Annotated in this window: 17 protein-coding genes; 7 read left to right on the top strand and 10 right to left on the bottom strand. The window is 53.5% G+C overall.

Translation table 11 applies throughout. The annotated features are described in order from the left end of the window. Positions 1 to 7 precede the first annotated feature (7 nt). From ACYJL1_RS13945 to panB, 4 genes are read left to right on the top strand one after another with little or no spacing between them, the layout of a single operon-like run. The gene (locus ACYJL1_RS13945) at positions 8 to 1567 is read left to right on the top strand and encodes an L-aspartate oxidase (protein WP_460895940.1); all 1560 of its coding nucleotides are present in this window, start codon (positions 8 to 10) and stop codon (positions 1565 to 1567) included. Further along, positions 1567 to 2436: a carboxylating nicotinate-nucleotide diphosphorylase gene (gene nadC, locus ACYJL1_RS13940; RefSeq protein ID WP_460895939.1), complete on the top strand. Its 870-nt coding sequence runs from the start codon at positions 1567 to 1569 to the stop codon at positions 2434 to 2436. Before ACYJL1_RS13945 ends, nadC begins: the two co-directional genes overlap by 1 nt. Further along, the gene (gene panC, locus ACYJL1_RS13935; RefSeq protein WP_460895938.1) at positions 2433 to 3278 is read left to right on the top strand and encodes a pantoate--beta-alanine ligase; all 846 of its coding nucleotides are present in this window, start codon (positions 2433 to 2435) and stop codon (positions 3276 to 3278) included. Before nadC ends, panC begins: the two co-directional genes overlap by 4 nt. A gap of 21 nt (positions 3279 to 3299) precedes the next feature. Further along, positions 3300 to 4115, top strand: a complete 816-nt coding sequence (panB, locus tag ACYJL1_RS13930) for a 3-methyl-2-oxobutanoate hydroxymethyltransferase (RefSeq protein ID WP_460895937.1) — start codon at positions 3300 to 3302, stop codon at positions 4113 to 4115. 5 nt (positions 4116 to 4120) lie between these two features. Here the strand turns inward: panB and ACYJL1_RS13925 are convergent, their stop codons facing one another. The 5 genes from ACYJL1_RS13925 to purC all read right to left on the bottom strand — a co-directional run bounded on the left by ACYJL1_RS13925 (position 4121) and on the right by purC (position 7040). Beyond that, on the bottom strand, positions 4121 to 4537 hold the full coding sequence (locus ACYJL1_RS13925; protein WP_460895936.1) for a hypothetical protein: 417 nt from the start codon (positions 4535 to 4537) through the stop codon (positions 4121 to 4123). Between the two features lie 71 nt (positions 4538 to 4608). Beyond that, a complete protein-coding gene (locus ACYJL1_RS13920; RefSeq protein ID WP_460895935.1) occupies positions 4609 to 5268 on the bottom strand; it encodes a glutathione S-transferase family protein in 660 nt (219 codons plus the stop codon). Between the two features lie 78 nt (positions 5269 to 5346). Then, positions 5347 to 6015 carry a phosphoribosylformylglycinamidine synthase subunit PurQ gene (purQ, locus tag ACYJL1_RS13915; protein ID WP_460895934.1) on the bottom strand — a complete coding sequence of 223 codons (669 nt, stop codon included), beginning with the start codon at positions 6013 to 6015 and terminating at the stop codon, positions 5347 to 5349. Beyond that, a complete protein-coding gene (purS, locus tag ACYJL1_RS13910; RefSeq protein WP_460895933.1) occupies positions 6015 to 6254 on the bottom strand; it encodes a phosphoribosylformylglycinamidine synthase subunit PurS in 240 nt (79 codons plus the stop codon). Before purS ends, purQ begins: the two co-directional genes overlap by 1 nt. A 21-nt stretch (positions 6255 to 6275) precedes the next feature. Next, positions 6276 to 7040, bottom strand: coding sequence for a phosphoribosylaminoimidazolesuccinocarboxamide synthase (gene purC / locus ACYJL1_RS13905; RefSeq protein ID WP_307283868.1), 765 nt, complete (start codon positions 7038 to 7040; stop codon positions 6276 to 6278). A gap of 291 nt (positions 7041 to 7331) precedes the next feature. Here purC and ACYJL1_RS13900 point away from each other — a divergent pair, with 291 nt between their 5' ends. Beyond that, on the top strand, positions 7332 to 7652 hold the full coding sequence (locus ACYJL1_RS13900) for a DUF1476 domain-containing protein (protein ID WP_460895932.1): 321 nt from the start codon (positions 7332 to 7334) through the stop codon (positions 7650 to 7652). Between the two features lie 153 nt (positions 7653 to 7805). Beyond that, entirely contained in the window at positions 7806 to 8570 is a 765-nt protein-coding gene (locus tag ACYJL1_RS13895; RefSeq protein WP_460895931.1) for an HpcH/HpaI aldolase family protein, read from the top strand. Between the two features lie 32 nt (positions 8571 to 8602). Here ACYJL1_RS13895 and ACYJL1_RS13890 read toward each other — a convergent pair whose 3' ends face one another. Next, entirely contained in the window at positions 8603 to 9151 is a 549-nt protein-coding gene (locus ACYJL1_RS13890; RefSeq protein ID WP_460895930.1) for an RBBP9/YdeN family alpha/beta hydrolase, read from the bottom strand. Between the two features lie 174 nt (positions 9152 to 9325). On the opposite strand from ACYJL1_RS13890, the gene ACYJL1_RS13885 reads away from it, so the two are divergent. After that, positions 9326 to 10210, top strand: coding sequence for a VOC family protein (locus ACYJL1_RS13885; RefSeq protein WP_460895929.1), 885 nt, complete (start codon positions 9326 to 9328; stop codon positions 10208 to 10210). Between the two features lie 13 nt (positions 10211 to 10223). On the opposite strand, the gene ACYJL1_RS13880 is transcribed toward ACYJL1_RS13885, so the two are convergent. From ACYJL1_RS13880 to ACYJL1_RS13865, 4 genes are read right to left on the bottom strand one after another with little or no spacing between them, the layout of a single operon-like run. Continuing rightward, a complete protein-coding gene (locus tag ACYJL1_RS13880; protein WP_460895928.1) occupies positions 10224 to 10730 on the bottom strand; it encodes a cupin domain-containing protein in 507 nt (168 codons plus the stop codon). A gap of 9 nt (positions 10731 to 10739) precedes the next feature. Beyond that, positions 10740 to 11696, bottom strand: a complete 957-nt coding sequence (locus tag ACYJL1_RS13875) for an NUDIX hydrolase (RefSeq protein ID WP_460895927.1) — start codon at positions 11694 to 11696, stop codon at positions 10740 to 10742. Further along, entirely contained in the window at positions 11696 to 12217 is a 522-nt protein-coding gene (locus ACYJL1_RS13870) for a tyrosine phosphatase family protein (RefSeq protein WP_460895926.1), read from the bottom strand. Before ACYJL1_RS13870 ends, ACYJL1_RS13875 begins: the two co-directional genes overlap by 1 nt. Positions 12218 to 12220: 3 nt before the next feature. Continuing rightward, on the bottom strand, positions 12221 to 12859 hold the full coding sequence (locus tag ACYJL1_RS13865; RefSeq protein ID WP_460895925.1) for an HD domain-containing protein: 639 nt from the start codon (positions 12857 to 12859) through the stop codon (positions 12221 to 12223). Positions 12860 to 12870: the final 11 nt, after the last annotated feature.

The raw sequence follows: 12870 nt of genomic DNA, 5'->3' as shown, positions 1-12870 counted from the left end.
GACACTTATGTCAACTCAAAGCGATCCCGTCATCATCATTGGCGGCGGACTAGCAGGCCTGTTTTGCGCTTTAAAGCTGGCACCCCGGCCAGTCACAATTCTTGCCGCCGCCCCAATAGGGCGGGGGGCATCTTCTGCCTGGGCGCAGGCAGGTATTGCCGCAGCCGTATCGGAAGGCGATACCAAGGATAAGCACGTCGCTGATACGATTGCAGCAGGTGATGGCATCGTCGACGAGACCATTGCTTCGCTTATGGCCAGCGAGGCCGCTTCGCGCGTTCATGATCTGCTCGGCTATGGGGTGCCGTTTGATCGCGACTTGGAAGGAAAGCTGCAAGTTTCGCGCGAGGCCGCTCATTCAGAAAGCCGGATCGTCCGGGTTCGTGGTGACATGGCCGGCCGTGCCATTATGCAGGCGCTGGTCAAAACTGTCGAAGACACGCCTTCGATCCGTGTGATGGAAGGCTATGTCGTGGAAGATCTCATGACAAGCCGCGGCTCAGTTACAGGTGTGATAGCGCGTACGGAGGCAGGTCGCGGTCCGCAGGTGAAATTGTCATCGCGGACGGTCGTCATTGCCACTGGCGGCATCGGGCATCTTTATGCCGTGACCACCAACCCATCAGAAGCGCGGGGCGAGGGCATTGGTATGGCTGCCCGCGCTGGTGCCATGATGGCCGATATGGAATTTGTTCAGTTCCATCCGACTGCGCTGGATGTGAACAAGGATCCGGCACCCTTGGCTACGGAAGCACTGCGCGGGCATGGTGCTACATTGATCAACCGCGACGGAGAGCGATTCATGCTCAAAGTTGATCCAGACGCCGAACTTGCGCCGCGCGATGTTGTTGCGCGTGGAATTTACGCCGAAGTCATGAGTGGCCGCGGCGCCTGGCTGGACTGCACCAAAGCGGTTGGTGCTTCGTTCGCTGAGGAGTTTCCCACCGTCTACAAATATTGCCGCGATGCCGGTATTGATCCAGTAACCGAGCCCATACCTGTTGTTCCCGCAGCCCATTACTTCATGGGTGGAATTTTGACCGATGCAGATGGACAAACATCCATTGAGGGTTTGTGGGCATGCGGCGAATGCACGTCTACAGGTGCGCATGGTGCCAACAGACTTGCCTCCAATTCGCTGCTTGAAGCTGTCGTCTTTTCTGCGCGCATTGCCGCCAGAATTGGCACTGGAAATCAAGGCAAATCAGACGATTGGTCTAAAGGTTCAGTTGATCGAGATGATTTGATTGCCGAGGATGACACACCGGCAATGACCACCTTGCGCAAGACAATGAGTGAGAGCTTTGGAGTTGTCCGCGACAGAGACGGCATGATGGCAGGGCTAAGGGTCATCGTGGAACTAGAGCGCTCCAATAAGGATGCTGCCTTCCGTAATGTGCTTGCGACAGCCAAGCTCGTCGCTATAAGCGCTCTCAGGCGGCACGAGAGCCGTGGCGGGCATTTCCGTACCGATTTCCCCGAGAAACGTCCTGAATGGCAGCACAGGACGTTTCTGACGCTTGCTGATGCCGATTTGACGGTGAGTGAATTGATGGAGTTTGCCTGATGACCCAGCAACAAGCCTATCCTCCGTCGCTGCCACAATTGCTGGTGGATGAAGCTGTGCGTTCCGCTTTGCTGGAAGATTTGGGCAGGGCGGGAGATATTACCACCAATGCGACCTTGCCCGAAGACGCAACGGCCCGTGCCGTTCTATCGAGCCGTGAGACTGGAACCGTCTGTGGCATGGGCTTTGCCCGTACGGCCTTTGCGTTGATCGATCCTTCGCTGAACTTTGTTGCACTTGCAAAAGACGGTGCGCGTGTAAGGCCCGGAGAAGTCATTGCACGGATAGAAGGAAATGCACGATCCATTCTTTCAGCCGAGCGTGTCGCGTTGAATTTTCTTATGCATCTGAGCGGTATTGCCAGCTACACGGCCAAATTTGCTGCTCTGATTGTTCATACGAAGGCAAAGGTTTGCGATACGCGAAAGACAATTCCGGGAATGCGTGCTTTTGCTAAATATGCGGTGAAATGTGGTGGCGGATCAAATCATCGTTTTGGTCTCGACGATGCCGTTTTGATAAAAGATAATCATATTGCTGTGGCTGGCAGTGTAGCCAAGGCCATTCTCGCAGCGCGAGCCTATGCGGGACATTTGGTCAAGATTGAAGTGGAAGTGGACGGGATTGATCAATTCGAGGAGGCACTCAGCGTGAATGCCGATGTGATTCTTCTTGATAATATGCAACCGGAACTGCTTGAAAAAGCTGTAAAATTTAACGCCGGGCGCGCCAAGCTGGAAGCTTCCGGCAATATTGCCTTTGACACGATCAAAGCCGTTGCAGAAGCCGGTGTTGACTACATATCGACATCGAAAATCACAATGGCAGCACCAACGCTGGATATTGGACTGGATATCGTACTGACATGAAAGTCATTGCTACAATCGCAGAGCTTCGGACTGCGCTGAAGTCTGAACGCCAGCAGGGAAAATCCATTGGCCTCGTTCCGACCATGGGATATCTGCATGTCGGTCACATGGCGCTGGTTCATGAGGCCAAACGGGCTTGTGACATCACGGTTGTTTCCATTTTCGTCAATCCGACGCAGTTCGGCCCGAATGAAGATCTTACTGCCTATCCACGCGATATGAAGGGTGATCTTGCCAAGCTTGAGGCAGAAGGGGTGGATTATGTTTTTACCCCCGAGGTCGCCGAAATTTATCGGCCGGGCGCTCACACGATCGTCGACAATCCGCTCCTCTCACGTATCCTGATAGGCAAAATTCGTCCGGGACATTTCCGCGGTGTAACAACCGTCGTCACCAAATTGTTCAACATTGTGCAGCCAGACCATGCCTTCTTCGGCGAAAAAGACTATCAGCAGCTCACTATCATACGCCGCATGGTGACTGATCTGGACATGCCCATTGAAATTACCGGTGTTGCAACGGTACGCGAAGCTGATGGACTTGCCTGTTCATCCCGCAATGCGATGCTTAAACCGGAGGATCGTAAAGCCTCGGGGGTCTTGGCAAAGTCGCTCGCAAAAGCGCAAGAGATGGTAGCGCAGGGCCAGCGATCGGTGCCCGCGATACGCAATGCTGTCCGCGCCGTACTTGAGACGGAAAAGCGCGGGGACATTGAATCAGTCGATATTCGCGATGCAGAAACACTCGACCCCGTGTCGGGCAAATTCAAACAGCCCGTCGTTGTTCTTTTGACTGTGCGTTTTGGCAAAGTACGGCTGATTGATCAACAGGTCATTGGCTGAAGTCGATTTTGGGGGAGCATTATGAGCCAACATGTTGTTGCACGTCGGATAACTGCGCCGGAAATCAAGAGTCGTAAAGGGGCAACACCCATTGTTGCCTTGACATCCTATCACGCTACAACTGCCCGTATCGCTGATGAGCACGCGGATATTCTGCTCGTGGGCGATAGTCTTGGCATGGTCCTCTATGCGATGGATTCCACCTTGGGCGTGACGCTCGACATGATGATCATGCATGGCAGGGCAGTCGTGCGCGGTTCAAGCAAGGCAATGGTCACTGTTGATATGCCGTTTGGCTCATATGAGGAAAGCCCTGAAGCTGCTTTTCGTAGCGCCTCACGCATCATGCAGGAAACCGGGTGTGGTGCGGTGAAGCTTGAAGGTGGTGTTCAAATGGCTGAAACTATCCGCTTCCTCACCCAGCGCGGCATTCCGGTGATGGCGCATATTGGTTTAACACCGCAATCGATCAACACTCTCGGGGGCTTCAAGACTCAAGGCCGCGACAGGGCGCTTTGGCCCTTGATCAAAGCGGATGCACAAGCGGTAGCAGAAGCCGGAGCATTTTCGGTTGTTGTTGAGGGCGTTGTGGAGCCTCTGGCTGCCGAAATCTCCCGCGAACTTGCAATTCCCACCATTGGAATTGGTGGCTCACGCGAATGCGATGGCCAAATCCTCGTACTCGAAGACATGCTTGGTTATAATTCAAAGCCACCGCGTTTCGTGAAAGTTTATGGGGCAGTGGGCGAAGCTATCGACCAAGCGGTCAAGGCCTATGCGGAGGACGTTCGCTCCCGCCAGTTTCCCGGCGACGACAATGTCTATCCACTGAAATAGCTCGACTATCCCTTGGCGTTGCAATCCGATTGACCATCGACCCAACGGCGAACATCCGATGCGATACGATTGCCGACGGAATTGCTCATCAGCGGACCAAAGGCTTCAACTTTCGCCGGATTGCCTTCCGCATGAACCACCAGGAGAGGGCGCCCGCCAGGATTACTTCCGGGCACGACCAGAATACGTGGGCGGCCTGAAAACGAGTTGAGCTCGGGAGCAAGGCGATAAGGCTTGAAGCTTGAATCACCGGACTTGAACCAGCAACTATTGGCGGCAAGCGCAACGCGTTCCATTGTTGGAAGCGCTGCCTTGCTGGAGGAGAACGCCAATCCACCGGGGCCGGGCTTGCTATTGGACTGGCATCCTGCAAGTGCCGCAACTGCAATGACGACGGCAATACCCAATCCCGGTGTCTTCATATTCATTCTCCAGTACCCGGCCACGTACCGGCTGCCGCTCAGGGCATGGTATGTTTCTAATTCTGATGGCCTCAGGCAGGCTCAAGTTCTCCCAGAAACACTTTGAGGCCATCCGACATCTCGTACCAGACCAGTGATAGATCCGAATCCTGAAGAATCAGTTGCTGATAGGCATCGAATTTCGGATAAGTATTGAGCAGGTCTTCCCGGCCTGACATTTTCCGGAAATTGTTGAAGAGGAACCGCGTGGGCGTCAGCCAGGCATCGGCCAATGTCATTTCACCGCCGAGTGCATAGGGACCATCGCTCAAGCCTTTTTCCAGTTCTGTTAAACCGGCTTCCATCTGCTTGAACAGCTTGGTTATACGAGCGTCGTCTTTGGATTTCAGGTGGAATAGCTCGAACAATTCCATGACTGGCGCCAGAACTTCGAGTTCTGCAACACGTGTCATCATGCGCACAATGGCGCGATCGCGGGAATCGGCAGGTAACAATGATGGTTCGGGAAAATGCTCTTCCAGATATTCTGCGATGACAGAAGCTTCAATGATTGTAAGCCCGGAGCCGGTTATCAAAATCGGAATACGATTGAAGGGTGAGATGGCCCGGAATTCTTCGGGGATTGGAAAACCCGGGGGTGGAGCAACAACCTTGATCGGAGCCTTTTTGTAGTAGGCGATGCAGCGCACGATGGAGGAGTAGGGGGATAGTGGCCGCGAATAGAGTTTCATGTCTGGTTCCTCCGTTTGAAACGCTGTTTCAACGCACTCCCCGCTGAAACAGCATTCATCAAACGTATAGGATTCTACTCAGGCAGCAACCCCGAGAATACCAGCAAACAGTGCACGACCGTCGGTTCCGCCATGGGCGGCCTCGATCAGGTTTTCCGGATGAGGCATCAGGCCCAGAACATTGCCTTGTTTGTTGATGATGCCGGCAATGTCGTTGATTGAACCATTTGGGTTGGTACCTTCGGCATAGCGGAAAACCACCTGGCCTTCACCTTCGACACGGGCGAGTGTTTCTGCGTCGGCAAAATAGTTGCCATCATGGTGCGCAACCGGGCTGCTAATGATCTGCCCTTGCGAGTAACCGCGGGTAAAAGGCGTATTAGCGTTGGTGACTTGGAGCTTGACCTGACGGCAGACGAACTTCAAAGAGGCATTGCGCATCAACGCTCCCGGCAGAAGGCCTGCTTCCACGAGAATCTGGAAGCCGTTGCAAACGCCCATGACCATGACGCCTTTGCTGGCTTTTTCACGAATAGCCTGCATCACAGGCATACGCGCTGCAATCGCGCCGCAACGCAGATAGTCGCCATAGGAGAAGCCGCCGGGGATAACGATCAGATCGACGTCGGGCACTTCGGTATCCGTCTGCCAGACTGTCTGCGGCTCTACGCCGGAGATTTTTGTCAGAGCCGCAATCATATCGCGGTCACGATTGAGGCCGGGAAGGAGAACGACTGCTGATTTCATTAAAGAAGCTCCACCGAATAATCTTCAATCACAGTATTTGCGAGCAGCTTTTCGCACATTGCCTTGAGCTTTGTCTCGGCACTGGCTTTGTCGCTTGTATCCAGCTCGACATCAAATACCTTGCCCTGACGCACGGAGCCAACGCCGTCGAAACCAAGACTACCCAACGCGCCAACAATTGCTTTGCCCTGTGGGTCGAGAACGCCATTCTTCAAGGTTACAGTGACACGTGCCTTCATTACCTGTTTCTCCGTCGAGTGCTATTTTACCAGAACCGGCCCACTCGGGCGTGTCTGATCGTTTTCATTCATGATGCCAAGACGGCGTGCCACTTCCTGATAGGCTTCGATAAGCCCGCCCATGTCGCGGCGAAACCGATCCTTGTCCATCTTTTCGGCGGTCTGGCTGTCCCAGAGCCTTGCTGAATCCGGCGTGAATTCATCGGCGAGAACGATACGCATCATTTCGCCTTCATATAGCCTGCCGCATTCGATCTTGAAATCAACAAGCTGAATGCCAACGCCAAGAAACAAACCGCTCAAAAAGTCATTGATGCGAATGGCCAGCGCCATGATGTCATCAATTTCCTGCGGCGCAGCCCAGCCGAACGCAGTTATGTGCTCTTCGGAAACCATCGGGTCGTCAAGCTCATCATTTTTATAATAGAACTCGATGATGGAGCGAGGCAGCACAGTGCCTTCTTCAATACCGAGACGCTTGGCGAGCGATCCAGCGGCGATATTGCGCACAACGACCTGTAGAGGAATGATCTCGACTTCCTTGATCAACTGCTCGCGCATATTAAGACGGCGGATGAAGTGGGTCGGTATCCCCATACGGTTTAACTGCGTGAAGATATATTCCGAAATGCGGTTGTTGAGGACACCTTTGCCGTCAATCACTTCGCTTTTCTTCGGATGGAGCACTGTAGTATCATCTTTGAAGTGCTGCACCAGAGTGCCTGGTTCTGGTCCTTCATAAAGGATTTTGGCTTTGCCTTCGTAGACACGGCGGCGACGGTTCATTTAAAATCTCTGGTATTGGAGTTATCGGTCGGCCTTGGTCCAAGCCGTCATGTTGGCGCGCTAACTATCGCAAAAGCAAGCATTTCACAATGATGCATTGTAGAGCTCCCCTGTTTTATGGATTATAGAGTGCTGCTAAGGCGCTAAAGACAATGAAGTTGAATTGAGACTTTCGATTTTTTGCGAAGTGTTTATATGGGACTTGGACACGATCTATATGTGGTTCTGCCTGAAAAACGCCGCAAGACCAGATATATAGGGATTACCCAACCATTTGCGGGAGCAATAAAGATGAGCATGGAAGATCGCAAAAACGCAGCTGAAAATAAATACGCGCATGATGCCGAAATAAAGTTTCGCGCAGAAGCGCGGCGAAACAAGCTGCTTGGCCTTTGGGCTGCCGAAAAGCTGGGTAAAACCGGAGAGGAAGCTGAGGCCTATGCCAAGGAGGTTATCGTTGCAGACTTTCAGGAAGCGGGTGACGAAGACGTGTTCCGCAAGATCCGGGTCGATTTTGATGCAGCAGGTATTGATCAGTCAGATCATCGTATCCGCCGCACCATGGAAGAGCTGATGATCGAAGCTATTCGCCAGATCGAAAGCGCTTCGTAAGCAATACTGATTGTTTACATGAGAGCCGCCCTACGGGGCGGTTTTTTGTTGCGCCGGCTATTGCGATAACCCCACGAAGGATTTGTTTTCTTTGGCCTTGACCGGCATCGTTCCCCGTTTGCAATATGAATGGTCACAGGGAAGGTAAGAATCATGTCATTAGCATCGCGTCTTAGAGCCGGAGAAACTATTTATTCCGGCTGGTCCAGCATGACCGATACGCTGGTTATGGAAGCGCTTTGCCGTACGCAGTTCTCTGCTGTTTTACTCGATATGCAGCATGGTGCACATGATACAGCCAGCATTGTTGCTTTGACCGGCGTGTTGCGCAGTGCCGGTAAGCATACCGCGGTTCGCGTACCGGTTGGCCGGTTTGATATGGCAAGCAGAGCGTTGGATATTGGGGCCGAAGCGATTATTGCGCCGATGATCAACACAGTGGCCGATGCAAAGCTCCTTGCCGCAGCGACGAAGTATCCCCCATTGGGAGAGCGTTCCTGGGGGCAGTTGCGCGGGCGTCCGGGCGGTTATGTGACGGGCGGTTCCGGCGGATACCTTGCACAGACAAACGCGGAAACTCTATCCTTCGCCATGATTGAGACCCGCGCGGCATATGAAGCGTTGGATGATATCCTCGCTGTCGATGGAATCGACGGTGTTTTCGTCGGCCCTTCGGATTTCTCGATTGCGTGGAGCAATGGCGAGGAGGTGGATGCGGGCTCCAATGCGATCATCGAGCCCTTAACTGAAATAGCCAAACGCTCCAAAGCCGCTGGCAAACTTGCCGGTATCTATGCTGGCAATGCTGCGTTGGCGAAACGTTTTTCCGGTCTGGGATTTACCTACCTGCCGCTTGCTGTTGATACAACCTATCTGACGGACGGTGTGCAGAGCTTGCTGAACGCGATAGAAGCGTAAACCAAACCATGCGTCTCGAATTGCGCTGTGGATCAAAGCTTGGATAGAAACTGAGCAAAGACCATTGTACCCTCAGGCCAAGGTCCATGGCCGGACTCTGAATTGAGATGTCCGGACTCACCGGCATCCACGATCAGTGATCCCCAGGCCGCAGCCAAATCATCAGCAACTTCATAGCTACAATAGTGGTCGTTGCGGCTTGCGACAACCATCGACGGGAACGTGAAAGGCTCGCGCGGATAGGGACCAAAGGTCATGAGATGCTTTGGCCGGATTTTCGGATTGGCAACATCAGGCGGTGTGACCAGAAATGCGCCTTTGACCTTGTCGCCAATCTGGGGAATGGCATGAATGAATGTAGGTACGCCGAGAGAATGAGCGACCACAACAACGGGGCGCGTTGCCTCATTGACTGCCTTGACAACTTCGGCAACCCAATCTTCACGAACCGGCTTTGACCATTCGGCCTGTTCAACACGGCGTGCTGTGGAAAGCTTGCTTTCCCAACGGCTTTGCCAATGATCAGGACCCGAATTTGTGTAGCCGGGAATGATAAGAATATCGGTATCTTTGACTTTCATGCGCCGTACTTAGGAAAGTTGCTTTCATTTCGCAATATGGAAGGCAGCGGCGGCAGCCTTAATCCTGTAAACAATCTCCCCATCACAGTTCACTATTTGCGAACAGCCTGTTCGCCGCCATCGCTCTTGTGCCGGAGGTTCCGAAAGCTGATTTTCAGGTCAACGAAACAAACGATGCGAATTACACGCCGGAAACTGGTTGGTGAGACTTTAGCGCTCATCGGAACGGCGGTCAGTACCCGCACGGAGGCAAAAATGACGGATGTATCTTTTGCTGCAACAGCACCGACTTACGTGTCGAAGATCGGCATAAAGGCCAAGGATGCTGATCTGCTTTCGGCCTATTACCAGGATGTGGTCGGCCTGCGCGAAATTTCGCGTAAAGGGCAATCAATTATACTTGGTGCCGGTGAAACTCCGCTTCTAGAAATAGAACAAGCGCCCGTCCGAGCCGATGATCCGCAAAGCGCTGGGCTTTATCACACGGCTTTCCTGCTGCCGCAACGCGCCGACCTTGCACGATGGGCAAGGCGCGCGATCGATCAGCGCACACCAATTGTCGGCGCCTCGGACCATTTGGTCAGTGAGGCAATCTACCTGACAGACCCCGAGGGCAACGGGATCGAAATCTATGCGGACCGGCCACATGAGAAATGGGCATGGAATGGCTCGGCTCTGGCGATGGCAACAGAACCGCTTGATGTCGGCAATCTTCTAACCGAAGCCACTGGCGAGCCTTGGATGGCTGCTCCCGATGGAACCATGGTCGGCCACCTTCACTTGCGGGTGGGCAATGCCAAGGAAGCCGAAACATGGTGGCACAGCGAGCTTGGCCTGCAGACCGTTGCTACCTATGGCGCGGGTGCTGTGTTCATGTCCACGGGCGGCTATCACCATCATGTAGCTGCAAATGCCTGGCAGAGCAGGGGAGCAGGACGCCGCGACATTGACCGTTCAGGTTTGGCGTGGGCTGAATTCAGCTCAACGGACGCCAGGGAAGAGCGTGAGATCATCGATCCTTGGGGCAATGTTATTCGGATTGTTCCGGCGAAGGTCTAGAGCAAATTTTGCTCTAATCCGGCTTACCCGTATCGACACCTTCCCAATAGTCGATTTGGGAGGATCGCTTATAGCCTTCGCCCAGCAAACGAACGCCAACACGTTGATTTTCCGGATAGAAAACCACCTCATTGGGGCTTTTCTCTCCGATCATAAGGAAACGGCAGGGCGCATCGCCATGATTGTAAAATGAGTGTCCGGCCTTCTGGCCTGCTGGAAAGCAGATGTAATGCCCGGCTTTCATGACATATGTCTTGTCGCCAAGCTTCAAGGTCATCTCACCTTCGAGAACAAAAGCATGTTCCTCCTCAAGCATATGATAGTGGTTGAGGCTCGACTCCATACCCGGTGACAATTCTTCAAGCTGAACCCCGACATGCGTTGAGCCCCCATATCCTGAAAGATACTGGTACTTGCTGCCGAAACGTGTGCCTTGCGACCATTCTTCAACGGGAACAACCTGGGAGGAAAACGGCTCGAAAATGCCGTCGGCGTTCATGGAAGTGGGTTTGTCGTTCATTCGCAGCTCCTATGACCTGTTGCCAACCCTGAGGCCCGCTGCACTTCGCTCTTCAAGAACGTTATGCCTGAACCGGTAAAGTGCAGCAGGGCGGCCCCGTGCCTGTATCTGCTCTGCGCCGGTCGGCTCTACCAATTCCGTGGTTTCGACAAGCCGTCGAAAGTTCTGTTTATGCAGATGGCGTCCGGATATGGCTTCAACAGTTTCTTGAAGTGCCGTCAAAGTAAATGTTGGCGGCATCAGTTCGAAGACAACAGGGCGATATTTCAGCTTCGCACGCAATCTGGAAATCGCTGTCGCCAGAATGCGTCGATGATCAAAACTCATGGCGAGCCCCGGAAGGCAGAGGGAGGGTGGGCGATCAACCCTTCCGTCGCGAACGGCTTCTTCGATAAGCCCGGCCTCATATAAAAGCTCATAGCGCTCAAGCACGCGCTCTTCATCCCAAGCCATGTTCTCATCACCAAAGGCCATGCGAAAACGGCTCAGCCGCGATGGCAGTGTGTTTGCCTCCGCCCATTTCAGCAAAGCGGGACGAATTTCCTCATCGATCATGGCGGGCTTGCCACCGCGCCAGTCTTCCCACGGCAAAAAGGAGTACCAGCTTCGCCATCGTGCACCCGATTTACGAAGTTGCTCACTGCTGTTTTCGGTGATGCGGGTCAGCGCGAGATATCCAACAGAAACGACGTGTAATCCGCGATCTTCGACGGTTTTGTGCCTGCCTCTGTCACCAAACGTATAAAGCTGCTCGACATATCCGAGTTGAAGCGGCGTTTGCTCGGCTACCCATTCACGCAACCCGGCTTCGAAAGTGCGATGATCAAGTGGATTGAACGGGCCGAAAGGTAACTCATCCCTTTCCGGTTCACCGCTGGAGGATGTCGTTAATATAAGTGGATCATTATTGGCAACTGCTGCGATTGCTGCACTCAGGTTGATTTCAACAGCATTGAGCGTGGTCATCACGTGTCAGCCATCAGCGGTAGAATAAAAGGCGTACCCTCAAATGCGTCTTCGCCGCGACCAATAGCCTTGATCGCCTCCACCATGCGTCCCTTGCGACCAAGCAGATCATCAGCGAGGGCAACCAACAAAGCATTTGGTGTTGCAGATGGCGCGTTATGACGGAGAGTTTGCGCCAACTTGGCTTCGTCCAGATCCGGGTTGAGTGCGAGCGCAGTAATATAAGCCCCCGCAGTAGAGCGTGAGATTCCGGCATAGCAATGAATGAGCAAGGGAGCTTTTCGATCCCAGCGGCGCCCAAACTCGATAAATTGAGCGATATGATCGACTGAGGGATGAATCATGCCATCAGATGGTTCTGTGATGTCATTGAAACCAATGAATAAATGGCGCTTCTTCTCAATCTCAGCCGGGCGGTCGAAACGGGAGCCGACATTCATGAGAGTGAGCATATCGCGCGCGCCAAACCGTGACGCTGTTTCGACAATACGCGAGACGGGCGATACAATGAGATGAGGCATGGTCTATCCTTTGGTGCGCTGTTGATCTAACGCAGCAAAGCGCAATAAAAACTTGGTCTGTGCATTTTGGGTGGGAAGAGGCGTCAAGTCCAGACCTTGCGGATCGATACCGCGCGGGCGCCCGAAAAACTCGGTTGCTTCACTGGGCAAAAAGCCCGCAAGCAATGTCGCCTCGTGGTATGCAGCTACAGCATCAGCGCGCTTTATCTGCTTGCCAAGTTCCTGCTTGATCGCTGGAGCAAGCGAAAACCGCAAATGTATGGCGTGCTGCAATCGCAACTCCACCGCCTTGTAGTCACCGCCGACCACCGCTTTAAACGGCGAAATCATATCGCCAATGACATATTCCGGTGCGTCGTGCAAAAGTGCGATGAGCCTTTGCTCGGTTGTCACCTGTGGGAAGAGCTGCCCAAATATTTCCTCTACGAGGAGGGAATGCTGAGCGACAGAGTAAGCATGTTCGCCTGTTGTCTGGCCATTCCAGCGGGCGACCCGCGAAAGGCCCTGTGCAATGTCTTCGATCTCAATATCCAGTGGTGAAGGATCAAGCAAGTCGAGACGCCGCCCTGACAACATGCGCTGCCAAGCTCGCATTTCCGGCTTGGTTGAGCGTTCCTGTCTGGGCTTGGCCCTTTCTTGCATTGCAATTCCCC

This window comes from Phyllobacterium sp. K27 (assembly GCF_054796155.1).
The sequence above is the reverse complement of the archived record's forward strand: the minus strand, read 5'-3'. Positions and strand labels throughout refer to the sequence as shown.